General features: G+C 56.7%; 13 protein-coding genes. 7 read left to right on the top strand and 6 right to left on the bottom strand.

The genetic code is table 11. From position 1 onward, the window contains the following. Positions 1 to 175 precede the first annotated feature (175 nt). The 5 genes from EAE_RS20925 to EAE_RS20905 form a co-directional block, all read right to left on the bottom strand. Entirely contained in the window at positions 176 to 1258 is a 1083-nt protein-coding gene (locus EAE_RS20925) for an oxidoreductase (protein WP_015705632.1), read from the bottom strand. A gap of 13 nt (positions 1259 to 1271) precedes the next feature. Next, on the bottom strand, positions 1272 to 2018 hold the full coding sequence (locus EAE_RS20920) for a DeoR/GlpR family DNA-binding transcription regulator (RefSeq protein WP_015366305.1): 747 nt from the start codon (positions 2016 to 2018) through the stop codon (positions 1272 to 1274). Positions 2019 to 2206: 188 nt separating this feature from the next. Beyond that, a complete protein-coding gene (locus tag EAE_RS20915; protein WP_015705631.1) occupies positions 2207 to 4024 on the bottom strand; it encodes an ABC transporter ATP-binding protein in 1818 nt (605 codons plus the stop codon). Positions 4025 to 4027: 3 nt separating this feature from the next. Then, positions 4028 to 5479 (bottom strand): M81 family metallopeptidase, encoded by a 1452-nt coding sequence (locus tag EAE_RS20910; protein WP_015705630.1) that lies wholly within the window; start codon positions 5477 to 5479, stop codon positions 4028 to 4030. A 13-nt stretch (positions 5480 to 5492) separates the two neighbouring features. Next, on the bottom strand, positions 5493 to 6626 hold the full coding sequence (locus EAE_RS20905) for an ROK family transcriptional regulator (protein WP_015705629.1): 1134 nt from the start codon (positions 6624 to 6626) through the stop codon (positions 5493 to 5495). A gap of 232 nt (positions 6627 to 6858) precedes the next feature. Between EAE_RS20905 and EAE_RS20900 the strand changes: the two genes are divergently transcribed. The 4 genes from EAE_RS20900 to EAE_RS20885 are packed head-to-tail and all read left to right on the top strand — an operon-like array spanning position 6859 to position 11112. Beyond that, complete coding sequence (locus EAE_RS20900; RefSeq protein WP_047079439.1) at positions 6859 to 8391, top strand: ABC transporter substrate-binding protein; 1533 nt, start codon at positions 6859 to 6861, stop codon at positions 8389 to 8391. A gap of 24 nt (positions 8392 to 8415) precedes the next feature. Further along, positions 8416 to 9336 (top strand): ABC transporter permease, encoded by a 921-nt coding sequence (locus tag EAE_RS20895; protein ID WP_015366310.1) that lies wholly within the window; start codon positions 8416 to 8418, stop codon positions 9334 to 9336. Position 9337: 1 nt separating this feature from the next. After that, positions 9338 to 10198 (top strand): ABC transporter permease, encoded by an 861-nt coding sequence (locus tag EAE_RS20890; protein ID WP_015366311.1) that lies wholly within the window; start codon positions 9338 to 9340, stop codon positions 10196 to 10198. Further along, positions 10195 to 11112: an ROK family protein gene (locus EAE_RS20885; protein ID WP_015705627.1), complete on the top strand. Its 918-nt coding sequence runs from the start codon at positions 10195 to 10197 to the stop codon at positions 11110 to 11112. The genes EAE_RS20890 and EAE_RS20885 overlap by 4 nt, the downstream gene beginning before the upstream one ends. A 402-nt stretch (positions 11113 to 11514) precedes the next feature. Here EAE_RS20885 and EAE_RS20880 read toward each other — a convergent pair whose 3' ends face one another. Beyond that, positions 11515 to 11958, bottom strand: a complete 444-nt coding sequence (locus EAE_RS20880; protein ID WP_015705626.1) for a GNAT family N-acetyltransferase — start codon at positions 11956 to 11958, stop codon at positions 11515 to 11517. 180 nt (positions 11959 to 12138) lie between these two features. On the opposite strand from EAE_RS20880, the gene zntB reads away from it, so the two are divergent. From zntB to dbpA, 3 genes are all read left to right on the top strand, one after another. Beyond that, complete coding sequence (gene zntB / locus EAE_RS20875; protein WP_015366313.1) at positions 12139 to 13122, top strand: zinc transporter ZntB; 984 nt, start codon at positions 12139 to 12141, stop codon at positions 13120 to 13122. A 287-nt stretch (positions 13123 to 13409) separates the two neighbouring features. Continuing rightward, positions 13410 to 13592 (top strand): proline-rich small protein YnaL, encoded by a 183-nt coding sequence (gene ynaL, locus EAE_RS25455; protein WP_071596126.1) that lies wholly within the window; start codon positions 13410 to 13412, stop codon positions 13590 to 13592. A 14-nt stretch (positions 13593 to 13606) separates the two neighbouring features. Next, entirely contained in the window at positions 13607 to 14980 is a 1374-nt protein-coding gene (gene dbpA, locus EAE_RS20870; protein WP_015705625.1) for an ATP-dependent RNA helicase DbpA, read from the top strand. The last annotated feature ends 14 nt before the right edge of the window (positions 14981 to 14994 follow it).

The raw sequence follows: 14994 nt of genomic DNA, 5'->3' as shown, positions 1-14994 counted from the left end.
GCGTCCGCAGAAGCTAAGGGCGTACCACAATAATCAGGTATTTGATTATATCCTGCTCCCAAATGTGGGAAATTTCCAGCAGCCAATTGGCGATCGAGAGAGATTTTCCTGGGGAGAGTTTTCAGCAGAAGAGAATATGTAGCGGCTGAAGAGTACGACAGCCGCCAGGGAGAGCTTACTGAAGCCCGGCCAGTTCGTTGGCGGTTAACGCCAGCTTCTGCACGCTGCCGCTTTCTGACGAGGCAACGGCAGCTTCCAGCACCGCCATCACTGCCAGCGCCTGTAGCGGAGGCACCGGGTTGGCGATTTTGCCCAGCAGGGCATCGCGAACCTGAATATAGTACTGGCGCTGATCGCCTTTCGGCGTGGCGAGCGTGTGCGCCTGCAGGCTGGCGTCGAACAACGTCATGCTGTCGTCATCCTGGCCCCAGCTTTCACTCCCTGGGATGACGCCTGCCAGCAGCTGGCTCTCCTGCTGGTCTGCTTTCAGTTTCACGACGCTGCCGCTATCTCCGTGGACCGTGAAACGCGAGACGCCGCCGGCCACCAGCATGCTACAGTGCAAAATCACTTTGTGCTGTGGATAGTTCAGTACCACATGTGCCCAGTCGTTAATCTCCGCGCCCTGGCGCAGGGTGGCAATATTGCCCTGTACAGTTTGCGGCAGGCCGAAAAGTTGCAGCGTCTGGTCGATCAGGTGCGGGCCAATATCAAACCACAGGCCACTACCTGGTACATTCTGCTCGCGCCAGCGGACGCGAACCTGCGGGCGGAAGCGGTCGATATGCGACTCGAAATGCTTAACCTTGCCGATCAGCCCCTGCTCGATGGCCTGCTTAATGCCGAGATAATCGCTATCCCAACGGCGGTTATGGAAGACAGAAAGCAACCGTTGCTTTTCTTCCGCCAGCGCGATCAGCTCGCGCGCTTCCTGCATATCGAGAGTAAAAGGTTTATCTACCACTACGTGCTTACCGGCATTGAGCGCCAGGCGAGCCAGCGGGGCGTGGGTGGCGTTTGGCGAAGCGAGTACCACCAGATCGACGTCCGGATGCTGAATGGCCTCTTCCGGCGAAGCGATGACCGCAACATCCGGCAGATCCTGCTTCACTTTAGCTTCGTCGCGGGAGGCGACGACGGCAAGCTTTAACCCTTCGACCGAATTAATGAGCGGCGCGTGAAACGTTTTGCCGACAAATCCGTAGCCGATCAGCGCAATATTAATGTGCTTACCTGCGCCGTTGATAACTTTATGCATGACTTTCTCCACGTTATTCAGCGTCAGCAATGCTGACCTGCATTGAATTGTCTTCGCCAAGCGCGTGCCACGGCTTGTCGAGGAATAGACGATCGATGTGTTTCAGTTCGGCGACCAGGTAAGGCTCGCAGCGATTAAGTTTCAGATGATCAGCCACCAGCCAGTGCTCGACGCTGGCAGCCAGCATGGCGCGTTTCACTTCCGCATCCGCTTCCTGGCTGGCGCTAAGCCCTTGCCGCGCATGGATCGCGCAGGCGCCGAGAATGGCGATATCCGCGCGGTAACGAGAAAGCAGCGCCAGCGTGGCGCTACCGGCAAACAGCCGCTGCCGCATATCCCATTTCCCGCCAAGTAAAACCAACTCGATATCGGGCCGTTCGCTAAATAGTTGGGCAATATCCAGCGAAGGGGTGATGACCGTCAGCGGTCCTTTTAGATGAGCGGCGACGGCCAGTACCGTGCTGCCGGCGTCTAAAAATAGCGTTGCTCCCGGTGGGACCTCACGGGCGACCAGCGCGCCAAGGCGTTGTTTAGTCTCCGGCAGCAGCGCGTTGCGCCCCTGGCGATTCATGGCCGGAAGATCGAGGGCGATAGCGCCGCCATGGTTTTTCTGCACCAGTCCGCGTTTTTCCAGGTCACTTAGATCGCGGCGAACGGTATCGGGTGAGACCTGCAATCGTTCAACCAGTTCGCTGATGCTAATTTGACCGTTTTCGCTCAGTAGTTCGAGCAAAAACTGTTGTCGGGCGGTTTTATGCATAATTGCTGTTCCTGCAAAATACTGCAACAACCTGCATAATACAGCATGATGTGAGAATGTGAATCGCAAAAAACAGCAAAAAAATGCGTTGCCAGTTAAAAGGGGAGATGGAGCATCGCTTTTTGGGAAGGGGGACCGGCTCAGCGCAGCCTGTAGAGCGTTAAACCGGTCTATTCAAGGTAATCCGCTCAGCGCATTACCCAGTGCTGATTACCGACTTGTTCGTAGCGACGGGTCGGCGGCTGCCAGTCTTTATCGCGAAACGGCGACGGCAGTTCATCGTTATTGGCTTCACGCAACAGATGGCGACGAGACGGATCGGTCTTTGGGATCGCCGCAATCAGCTTTTGCGTATACGGGTGCTGCGGATTGGCGAAAATGGCCTGCCGCGGGCCAATTTCGACGATTTCACCGAGATACATCACCGCCACCCGGTGGCTGATCCGTTCAATCACCGCCATATCATGCGAGATGAACAGAAAGGCGATTTTCATCGTTCGTTGCAGTTCGATAATCAGGTTGACCACCTGCGCCTTGACCGACACATCCAGCGCCGACACCGACTCGTCGGCGATAATCACCTTGGGATTCATCGCCAGCGCGCGGGCAATGCAGATGCGCTGGCGCTGACCACCGGAAAATTCATGCGGATAGCGGTTAAGTACCGCGACGTTGAGCCCCACTTTTTCAATTAATTCATGGGCGCGCGCCAGCGCCTGCTGGCGGGTGGCAAGGCCATTTTCCAGCAGCGGTTCAATCAGCGTTTCCTGGATTTTCAGCCGCGGATTCAGACTGGCGAACGGATCCTGAAATATCATCTGGATATCCTGACGCATCCGCTTTTGCTGCTGGCGCCCGGCTTGCAGGACGTCATAACCATGGAGACGAACATGGCCGGATTGCGCCTGGACCAGGCGAATGAGACTGCGACCGGTGGTCGATTTACCGCAGCCTGATTCGCCCACCAGCGATAGCGTTTCTCCGGGCCATAAATCAAAGCTGACGTTTTCTACGGCGTGGATATGCCCGGCTAACTGATTGAAAAAGCCTTTTTTGACGGGAAAACGGGTGACCAGGTTTTTGACCGACAGCACAGGTTCGTTGCTGGTCAGACTGAGATCCGCTTCTGGCGGATAACGATGAATTTCTCCGGTTTGCAGGTTCACCGATGGAAATTTACAAGGGGTCGAGCTTACATCCATTTCACCTGCCGCAGGTACCGAGGCCAGCAGCGCGCGGGTATAGGGCTGTTGAGGTGCGGCGAATAGCGTCGTTGTGCGCTCGCATTCGATGGCGTCGCCGCGGAACATCACCAGCGTATCGTCGGCGGTTTCCGCGACCACGCCCATATCATGAGTAATAAACAGCACCGCGGTATTGTTTTCTGCCTGCAGAGTTTTAATCAGATCGAGGATTTGCCCCTGGATAGTGACGTCCAGCGCGGTAGTAGGTTCATCGGCGATCAGCAGTTTTGGCTTCAGGGCCAGCGCCATCGCGATCATCGCGCGCTGGCGCATACCGCCGGAAAACTGATGCGGATATTCATCGAAACGCTGTGCAGGATGCGGAATGCGGACTTTTTCCAGCAGGGCGATGGCCTCCTGCTTCGCCTGGCGCGCCGATAAACTCTGATGGCGGATAAAAACTTCCGCTATCTGATTGCCGATGGTAAAGGCCGGATTAAGACTGGTCATCGGCTCCTGAAAAATCATCGCTACCTCGGCGCCGCGTACACGACGCATCTCCTCTTCAGGAAGCTCGAGCAGGGATTTGCCGCCGAGCAACACCTGTCCCTCGGTACGGCTATGGCGGGCAGAAAGCAGGCGCATGATGGCCATCGCCGTCACGCTTTTGCCTGAGCCCGATTCGCCGACAATCGCCAGCGTCTTACCTGGATAAAGGCTAAAACTGATATTACGCACCACTTTCTGCCAGCTATCGCCGTGGCGGAATGAGATGCTCAGATTGTTGACGGCCAGTACTGGCGCAGGCGTTTCCCGGTTCATGACTCAGGACTCCCTGGCAAAGGGCGCGCGGGCGGAAACCCGCACCTGTGGAGTGAATTCGATGTCACGCGTAAACGGCCAGGTCGGGGTCAGCATTCGCCGGCGGGCCACCCGTTCAATATCCTGATCGACGACCCCTTCCGAGAGCGCCATCAGGTTCGGATTGGCCAGCGGCGCCAGTTCCGGCGATAAATAGCCGGATTTGACCACCAGAATTTTCACCTGCCGCGGGTCGAGTCCTAGCGCGCTAAAGTCGGCAATGTCGTGATACGGACGACGACGGTCGGCCACCACCACGGTAATACCGCCGGTCTGCAAAATCGCCTGATTGGCCGGGCGCTGCGGGCTTGCCGCCAGTAGGCCTGTCACGGTAAAACGCGCGCTTGCGCTGACGCCCGCCGGATCGAGGTTAGCGCCGAGTGTTAGCTGTAGTTCCGCGCCAATGCCGGCTTCAAAGGCCGCACGCGTAGCCGGCGCGTCGGTAATGCCGGCAACCAGGGTATTTTGCGCCTGCTGGCGTAGCAGTTCGGCGAGCACATCGCCGCGATCGCCGACGCCGCCGCCGGTTGGATTATCGCCAGAATCCGCCAGGATCACCGGGCCCGTGGCGCTGGCGATAGCCTGAGCGACGCATTCGGCGACGCCGCCCGTCCGGCAGCCGAAAACAAAATCTTCCCGCGCGTCCCAATAGGCCTGCGCCAGTTTTGCGGCCTGTTGCTCCAGTACCGCGCGATCGGTGCCGGTAAAAATGGCCGCGGCGGTGGCGCGCGGTTCATCGGCCCATACGTAGCCGACCATTAATGAGCTATCGAGTACGCCGTCTATCTGGTCGCTGTGCGGCAGCATGGCGTACAGGCTTTTTGCCGGTTCATCATCCGTACTGGTTCGTTCGCCAGGCAGTAATACCGGGATGGGCGCCCACACGACGCCCGGGCGCACGCCGCTTTGCAGACTATTCACCAGCATACTGACCGAACGGCGCATGGTCTCTTCTATATCGATATGCGGCGCGGTGCGATAGGTTGAGAACATGTCGATGGCGTCGATAATGCGCTGGGTCACGTTACCGTGTAGATCGTAGCTGACGGCAATCGGGCAGTCATCGCCAACGCAGGCGCGGGCGGCGGCGATCCAGTCTCCTTCGGCATCTTCCATACCTTCAACGAACATTGCGCCGTGCATCGCCAGGTACAGGCCGTCGATCGGCAGTTGCGCCTGTAGACGGCTTAAGAATTCGGCTTTGAACTGTTCATAGGTCTCTCGCGCCACCGGGCCGCCGGGAATCGCCCTGGTGTGCAGCGTCGGCAGAAACGTCGCCGGATAATCACGTAAAAACTGAAAGTGGGGCGCCTCCAGCAGGGCATCGCCCTTGACGGTGCGAAACTCCGCTTCATGAGTCAGTACTGGGTTAAACGTGCTGCATTCAATATGTATTCCGCCAACGGCAATGCGCATAGGGACCTCGAAATTAGGCTGGGAAGAGAACGTGAGTCAGCGCGACGCTCGCCGCGGCGAGCGCCCAACTGTCCTGCGTCAGCGGGCGATAGATAAGCGGTGTGTTTCCCGCCATCCCCGGCAGCAGGTTGGTTTCTATAGCTTGTTGCATCACGGTATTCAGTAAACCGTTAAAGCTTTCCGGCTGATGGGCAAGCATGATCGCCGCCGGATCGTGGGTCTGGATCTGATGTGAAATAGCCAACCCTAAGGCGTCACCGGCCCGATGCAAGATCTGGATGGCGGCAGTGTGGCCCTTGCGCGCCATGGCCTCCAGTTCATCCAGTTGGTCGGTGTTGATACCGGCCATGCGCGCCTGTTCAAAGATAGCGGTGAGAGACGCAATGGTGTCGAGACAGCCGCGCTTCCCGCAGCGACAAGGCGTGCCCGCCGGCACAATGGTGCAATGGGCTATTTCGCCTGCGCCGCCGTGGGCGCCGCGCCAGATTCGGTCATAGATGACCGCCGCGCTGCCGATGCCGCTGCCGTGGGAAATCACCACTGCGCTCTCCAGCTTGCGCAGATGACCAAACGTTTTCTCCCAGTTCGCCAGTGCCCGGGTGTCGTTTTCAATAAATACCGGGATCCCGCCGGTCGCGTGGCTTAACAATTCAGCTAGCGGCACCTGATGCCAGCCCAGCAGCGCCGACTGTACGCAGACCGCTTGCGCGGCGTCCACAAAGGCAGACAGGGCAAAACCGATGCCGACGAGCCGTTGGTGCTCGATGAGCGTATCCTTTAATAAACTGCGGATTTCACCCGCCAGTTGCTGGATTACGTCGGGGATTTCAAGCTGTGGCGTGAGCAGGCGCTCGGCGATTTTCTCGCCGCTGGCATTCATCAGCACCAACACAAGCTGATTATCGATAAGTGAGATGCCGATGGCGTAAGCAGCGTCCGGCGCCAGGGACAGGGTGACGGAGGGGCGTCCCTGACCGCCGGAAGCGGCCATATCGCTCTCCTGTAGCAGACCATCAGCCAGCATCTCTTTTACCAGCGCACCAATGGCCGCTTTACTCATACCCGTCAGGCGGGCGAGGTCAGCGCGGCTGGCACCTTCCTCGCTACAGACCAAATGAATCAATTGTTGGTGGAGTTTGTTCAGCATAGTTACTCAGCCATAACGCTTTTTTCTGAACATAATCGCGGGCTGGCGATTTAGCAACCAGTTTATTTTAAAAAACAACTAAATCATCACATATAAGTTAAATTTATTACCTAATTAAGCGTTATTCATGGCTAACATCACATTTATGGGACACTGTTTTAGGTAAAAAGAAAACCTAATCGCAACATAACAGCCACAACTGGCGACATAACAGACAGGTAGGGGTTAACGGATGAAGGCAATTATGAATAAATATCGACTTGCCATTCTGGCAGGCTTACTGGCGGCTGGCGGGGCGACGGCGCTGAAGGCGGCAACGCTGAACGTGATGCAAAACGAACCTCCGCGTAGCATGGACCCGGGCGATCAAACCGCGACCTTTACCGATACCGTATTAAAACCAATGTATGAAGGACTGGTAGACTTATCGCCGGATTTCAAGATAGCGCCCGCGTTGGCCACCGCCTGGAAGGTGAGCGATGATGGTAAAGTCTGGACGTTTACCCTGCGTAAGAACGTCACTTTTCATGATGGCTCGCCGTTTAATGCCGATGCGGTGGTGGCCAATATCGAACGACATATCGACCCGAAAGGCGGCCTGGCCGCGAGTTCGCGGATGCGCAACGTTATCGCCTCAGTGAAGAAGATCGATGATAACAACGTCGAGATTACGCTGAAAAAGGTCTATCCCTCTTTCCTCAATCTGTTGACCGGCGGCTCGGCGAAGATGGTGAGCCCGGCGGCGGCGAAAGCCGGCACCATTGGCCGTAAAGCGGACGGTACCGGCCCGTACATGCTGCAGGAGTATAAAACCGGTGAATATGTGCTGGAGAAGAAAAACCCGAAATACTGGGGCGAGAACCACGGCCCGGATGAGATTAAGTGGACCTGGAGCTCGGAGCCGTCGGTAATGAACATGGCGCTGCTTTCCGGCCAGGTCGATGTGATTAACCCGGTACCGCCGCAGTTTGGTCGGCAGTTGAAAAGCAACCCGCAGGTGAAACTGGAGCAGGGGCAGGGGGCGTCGGTATTCTGGGTGGCGCTCAACGTTGAGCAAAAACCGCTGAACGATGTCCGCGTGCGTCAGGCCCTGAACCTGGCGACCGACAAAGAAGCGCTGCTGAAGGCGGTGATGTTTGGTTTCGCTTCTGCCGCCAACTCGCCGCTGGCACCGGTGAACGAAGGATATGATAAAACCCTCAACGACTATCCGTGGGATCTCGATAAAGCGAAAGCGTTATTAAAAGAGGCCGGTTACCCGCAGGGCTTTGAGATGAACATCGCCGTGCAGGGACCGGATGCGCGTACCGCGCAAATCCTGCAGGCGATGTGGGGCAAAGTCGGCGTGAAGCTCAATATCCAGCAGATGGAGAGCGGCGTCTGGAGCAAAGCGGCGTTTGCGCCGGCGGCGGAAAAGTTGGCCAACCGTACCGATGCGGTGCTGGCCTCCTGGTCGTCCGGCCTTAATGGGTCTGATTTGCAGCTGCGCCCGCTGTACTACTCACAGAGCGCCGCGCCGGCCGGGGCTAACCTTGGCTTCTACCGCAACCCTCAGGTGGATGAGCTGTTAGACAAAGCGGCGACTACCATGGATGACAACGCGCGTATCGCTGAATATGTGGCGGCGCAAAAGGCCATTATGCACGACGCACCGCATGTGATGCTCTACTTCCAGGACGATCTGTACGCCACCCGCGCCACCATTAAAGGCGTGCGGATGGAGCCGGGCGGCGAAATTATCGTTACCGAAGCGCAAAAGCCATAACGTCGAGGTCAGGGTGGAGTTGTTATGAAAGCTTATGTGATTAAAAAACTGCTTTCTTTGCCGCTGATCCTACTGGGGGCATCGCTGATTGTCTTTCTGGCGATCAGAATGCTCCCCGGTGACCCGGCCCGCCTGATGGCCGGGCCGCAGGCCACCCAGGATGATGTCAGCCGTATGCATACGCGCCTCGGTCTGGACGATCCGCTGGCGGTGCAGTATGGCCATTTCGTTAGCGGAATGCTGAAGGGGGATTTTGGCACTTCGCTGAAGTCCGGTCAGCCGGTCTCCGCCGAAATGAGCGAACGGGTTCCTTATACTTTAGGCCTGGCGCTGCTGGCGTGGATGATGGCGGTGATCCTCGGTATTCCCATGGGGATGTGCGCGGCCATTTACCGCAATCATGTAGCCGACCATGTGCTGATGCTGGTGGCGATTGCTGGCGCGTCGATAGCCAATTTCTGGCTGGCGCTGATCGCCATGGATACCTTTTCGGTGAAGCTGGGCTGGCTGCCGCTACTGGGCGCCGAAGGCTGGAAAAGCTATATCCTGCCGTCGGTTTGCCTGGGGATTTTCCCGATGGCGGTGATGTCGCGGATGACCCGCTCCAGTATGGTTGACGTGTTAGGCGAGGATTACATCCGCACCGCGCGGGCCAAAGGACTGGCGCCGTTTCAGGTCTATTTCAAGCATGCGCTGCGCAATGCGCTGATCCCCATCGTGACAATTATCGCACTGAACTTCGGCAGCCTGATCGGCGGCGCGGTGGTGACCGAGTCGGTGTTTAACTGGCCTGGGATAGGCCGCTATCTGGTGGATTCGGTACGCTATCGCGATTATCCCGTCATCCAGGGAGTGACGATGATTACGGTGGCAAGCGTGGTGGTGATGAACCTGGTTGGCGAGATGATTATCGCCAGAATCAACCCGAAAATAAGGTTTGACTGATATGTCGGAAATTTCACTCGCCAAATCGCGCAGCGGCGTTCTCAGCGGCCTGCGTTGGGGGATGGAACATCCCTCGCTGACCCTCGGCGGCATCATCGTCGCCTTAATCGTGGTATGTGCCCTCTTCGCGCCGTGGTTAAGCCACTACGATCCCTATGCGCAGGACCTGCTGAATATTCTCTCCGCGCCGTCGGCCGACCACTGGCTGGGCACCGATGACTATGGCCGCGATATCTTTTCCCGCACCATCTACGGCGCCAGGATCTCGCTGATTGAGGTGGTGGTCAGCGTGGCGCTGTCGCTACTGATGGGGCTACCTCTGGGCATTATCGCCGCCCTGTGCGGTAAAAGTGTCGACCACCTGATTATGTGGGTGATGGATGTCATTTTCGCTTTTCCCGGCATCGTGCTGGCTATCCTGCTGGTCAGCGTCCTCGGCGCAGGGTTGATGAATATGCTGCTGGCGATCGCTATCTTCTCGGTGCCGGTTTACGCGCGCCTCAGCCGTAACCTGACGTTGGGCATCAAGAATATGGAGTACATGGAAGCGGCACGGGCACTGGGAATTGGCTATCGCCGACAGATAATCCACTACATCCTGCGAAATACCCTGGGGCCGATTACCGTGCAGGCGACATTGACCGGCGGCTCGGTGATCCTCGCCGCGGCTTCGCTCTCCTTCCTCGGCATGGGCGTGCAACCGCCGATGCCGGAGTGGGGGACAATGATGAGCGACGGGCGTAACTTTCTGGGTATCAGCCTGGGGATTTCGCTGTGGCCGGGGCTGGCTATTGTCTTTTCGGTATTAGGCTTCAACCTTCTGGGCGATGGCCTGCGTGATTTAATGGATTCGCGCCTATGAGTAACAGCGTGCTGTGTCTGGATATTGGCGGCTCCTTTATTAAAAGCGCGGTTTCTCCGGCGCCGGGGCAACTTGTTATGCCGCGCCAGCGGGCGATGCCGCTAAGCTCCTGGCCCGCCTTCGTCTACGCTGTGCAGGAGATTATCGCGCAATATGGCGATGCGATTAGCGAACAGAGTCCACTGGCGCTCTCCTGCGCCGGAGTGGTGGATGTTGCCAACGATCGTATTCTGTCGAGCAACATTCCGCCGTTCGCCGGTATTGATATTACCCGTTCGCTGCAGGCTGAGCTCGGGCGCCCGGTGGCGATGGCTAATGATGCTGACTGTTTTACCTTAGCCGAGGCGCGTTTCGGCGCGGCAAAAGATCTGCCGGTGGTGTTGGGCGTGATCCTCGGCAGCGGGATCGGCGGGGGGATTGCCATCAACGGCAACATTCTCTACGGCAATCAGGGGATCGGCGCCGAGTGGGGGCACGGACCCATTACGCGCACTCAGCTGCGGGGAATTGAGTTGCCGCGGCTGGCCTGCGGCTGCGGACAGCAGGGCTGCCTCGATACGCTCGGCGGTGCAAAAGGGATGCAGCGGCTGCATCAACTGCTCAGCGGTCAGGCGCTAAGCAGTGTCGAGATCGTGAAGCAGGGTATGGCCGGAGAAGAGACGGCGGCGTTTACCCTTGAAGTATGGCTTGAGCTGGTGAGCGAACCATTGGCCCATACGGTGAACATTCTCGGGCCGCATAAAATCGTCGCCGGGGGCGGGCTGGCGGGTGAAACGGCGCTGCTGGCGCGCCTTGATACAGCATTGCGGGCAAAGATTCTGCTGAAGAGCGCTGAGCCACTACTGGTCGCCGGGCAATTTAGTCGCGAAGGGGGATTACTGGGGGCATCGGTGCTGGGCTGGGAAAAATTTTAGCCAGAAATGTGGCGAATTTGACGGAAGCTTCTAGGATTAGAGCCTATCCCAGTAAGCGTAATTGGCGCAGCCAGTTTGAACACGGACAGCGCGCAGAAACCGGAGCGTACACGTAGTACGTGAGGATTTCGAGCACTGCCTGGTTCAAAATGGCAAGTAAAATAGCCCTACTGGGATAGGCTCTTAGTTTGCTTATAAAAATGGAGTAATAACCATGTGCACTAATTTACACGATAACGCCCGCCGCTATGCGGAAGAGAAAAAATGAACTCTTGCTACTAATCCTGTCCTGTGCCCGCCCAGACGACGGCAAAGGTTAATACAGTGGATTAGCCGACGACTGATACGAACGAATAAGAACCCGCCAATGGCGGGTTCTCCCTTTCTGGCGGCCTGAACAACTTACTTGAGCATTTTGTTATAGACGTAAAAATCCGTATCACGTACGAAGCCGCTACGCTCGTATAACGCCTGCGCTTTAGTATTATCGGTTGCCGTGCTGAGCATAATAAATGCGGAATCACTCTCTTTTGCCAGCTGTTCGGCACGGGCAATCAGCTGCTGTGCCACGCCGTGCTGGCGGGCAGACTCATCAACGTACAGATCGTAAAGCAACCAGATGCGCTTCATTTCCAGCGAGCAGAACAGGGGATAGAGCTGGGTAAAGCCCACCGCTTTGCCGTCCACTTCTGCGAAGAAAATGACCGACTCATTCAGTTGCAGGCGCTTAAGGATGAACTCCCGCGCCTGGCCGAGATTTTCTTCGACCTGATAGAAACGTCGATAGGCGAGATACAGCGGCAGGATGGTATCGACATCCTGGGGCTGGGCTTGATAAATATTCATACTAAAACCTCATTAAAATTACGGATGTAATTGTAATACAAATATGATTAACTGTCGCCAAAAGCGGTATGCTGCCTATTTGTTAGGCGATTGCGACGATTGCGGGAGGCGAAATTCAGCCGAATAGCGTACCTTATGGATTATTCACGCTTTTTACAGGCATGCATTAATGGAGGTTCAGTGGACGCGATTAAGGGCTCGGAGCTGAAAGTGCCGGACGCCATCTTTGCATGGGTGCTCGACGGGCAGGGCGGCGTAAAGCCGCTGGCTGATGACGATATTATCGATAAGAGCAGTCCCTGCTGGCTACATCTTAATTATACCCATACCGATAGCGCCGACTGGTTAGCCGCTACGCCGTTGTTACCGAATAATGTTCGCGACGCGCTGGCCGGTGAAAGCACTCGTCCGCGCGTGACGCGCATCGGCGATGGCGCGCTGATTACCTTGCGTTGTATCAACGGCAGCACCGATGAACGCCCCGATCAACTGGTGGCGATGCGACTGTATATGGACGAGCGGCTAATCGTTTCCACCCGTCAGCGTAAGGTGCTGGCGCTGGATGATGTGCTGGGGGATCTGCAGGAAGGCAATGGGCCGACGGATTGCGGCAGCTGGCTGGTGGAAATTTGCGATGCGTTGACCGATCATGCCAGCGAGTTTATTGAACAGCTGCACGACCGGATTATCGACCTTGAAGATGACCTGCTTGATCAACAGGTGCCGCCGCGCGGTTTTCTGGCGCTACTGCGAAAGCAGCTTATCGTCATGCGCCGCTATATGGCTCCGCAGCGCGATGTTTACGCCCGCCTTGCCAGTGAGCGTCTGCCGTGGATGAGTGACGATCACCGTCGGCGGATGCAGGATATTGCCGACCGTCTTGGCCGCGGTCTTGACGAGATTGACAGCTGCATTGCCCGCACGGCAATCATGAGCGATGAAATCGCACAGATCATGCAGGAGTCGCTGTCGCGGCGGACTTACACGATGTCATTGATGGCGATGGTTTTTTTGCCCAGCACCTTCCTGACCGGTCTGTTTGGCGTCAACCTTGGCGGTATTCCTGGCAACAGCTGGCATCTTGGCTTTTCGATATTTTGCGTAATGTTAGTTGTTCTAATCGGTGGTGTTACCTGGTGGTTACATCGTAGTAAATGGTTGTAAGAAATTGTCTTTTCAGGTGATTTTGCCGCTGAAACTCCGGCAATATTTGAGCGAAATCAATAAACCATCTACCCATTCAGGGCAATATCTCTCTCGCAGGTGAATGCAACGTCAAGCGATGGGCGTTGCGCTCCATATTGTCTTACTTCCTTTTTTGAATTACTGCATAGCACAATTGATTCGTACGACGCCGACTTCATTGAGTCGGCTTTTTTTTTGCCCTCTGCCAGCTAACTTCTACGCTTAAAGAATAGTCCTGTAAAGAGAGGGGATAAAATATGCGTAACATGGCGCTGTCCTTGCAGTCGATACCCATCGGCCCTGAGCCCAATGACCCGGTGCCGGTGCCCGATCCGCGGCCTCGCCCGCACCCGCTTCCCGACCCGCCGCCGGACGATGACCCGATTAAATTGTCGCATCAAGAGCGGAGATCTGCGAGGATACGCGCCTGCAGATTGTCCGCCCTTTAATGCGAGAAAACATTGTGACCGCTTTTTCAACACTGAACCTTTTGCCCGAAGCTCAACTGAACAACCTTAACGAACTGGGATATCACGCAATGACGCCAGTGCAGGCTGCCGCATTGCCTGCGATCCTGGGCGGAAAGGATGTGCGCGTACAGGCGAAAACCGGCAGCGGTAAAACGGCGGCCTTTGGTCTGGGATTGCTACAGCACGTTGATGCCGGTCTGTTCCAGACCCAATCACTGGTGCTGTGCCCGACCCGCGAACTGGCGGATCAAGTCGCTGGCGAACTGCGTCGCCTGGCGCGTTTTCTGCCAAATATTAAAGTATTAACGCTCTGCGGCGGCCAGCCTTTCGGCGCCCAGCGCGATTCTTTACAGCATGCGCCGCATATTATTGTCGCCACGCCTGGCCGCCTGCTTGACCACCTGCAAAAGGGGACCGTATCGCTGGATGCGCTGCAGACGCTGGTTATGGATGAAGCCGATCGCATGCTCGATATGGGCTTCAGCGATGCTATCGATGAAGTGATTCGTTATGCGCCAGCTTCGCGCCAGACCTTACTGTTCTCCGCGACCTGGCCGGAAGCTATCGCCGCAATCAGCGGCCGGGTGCAGCGGGATCCGCAGACGATTGAAATCGATAGCGTTGATGCGCTGCCGTCTATTGAACAGCAGTTCTTCGACGTTTCGCAAACCGGTAAAATCAAGCTGCTGCAAAAATTGCTCAGCCAGCATCAGCCCGCTTCCTGCGTGGTATTTTGTAACACTAAACGCGATTGTCAGGCGGTGTGCGATGCATTAAACGCTGCCGGCCAGAGCGCGCTGTCGCTGCATGGCGATCTGGAACAGCGCGATCGCGATCAGACGCTGGTGCGTTTTGCTAACGGTAGCGCCCGCGTGCTGGCCGCCACCGACGTGGCGGCGCGCGGCCTGGATATCAAATCGCTGGAGCTGGTGGTTAACTTTGAACTGGCGTGGGATCCTGAAGTTCACGTTCACCGTATCGGGCGTACCGCGCGTGCAGGCGAAAGCGGCCTGGCGATTAGTTTCTGCGCGCCGGAAGAGGCGCAGCGCGCTAACATTCTTGCCGAAATGCTGCAGATCAAACTCAACTGGGTTAACGCGCCGGCGGGTAATCATATTGCGCCGCTGCAGGCGGAAATGGCGACCCTGTGTATTGATGGCGGCAAAAAGGCGAAAATGCGTCCGGGCGATGTGCTGGGGGCGTTAACTGGCGATATGGGGTTTGATGGCGCGGATATCGGTAAGATCAATGTTCATCCCGCGCATGTTTATGTCGCTATCCGTCAGGGCGTGGCGCAGAAGGCGTATAAGCAGCTGCAAAACGGCAAGATCAAAGGCAAGTCCTGCCGCGTACGTTTGCTGAAGTAAGGGCGGCAAGTGAC

This window comes from Klebsiella aerogenes KCTC 2190, from assembly GCF_000215745.1.
GTDB classification, from domain to species: domain Bacteria; phylum Pseudomonadota; class Gammaproteobacteria; order Enterobacterales; family Enterobacteriaceae; genus Klebsiella; species Klebsiella aerogenes.
Note: the sequence above shows the minus strand (reverse complement) of the source record. Positions and strands in the feature narration are given on the sequence as shown.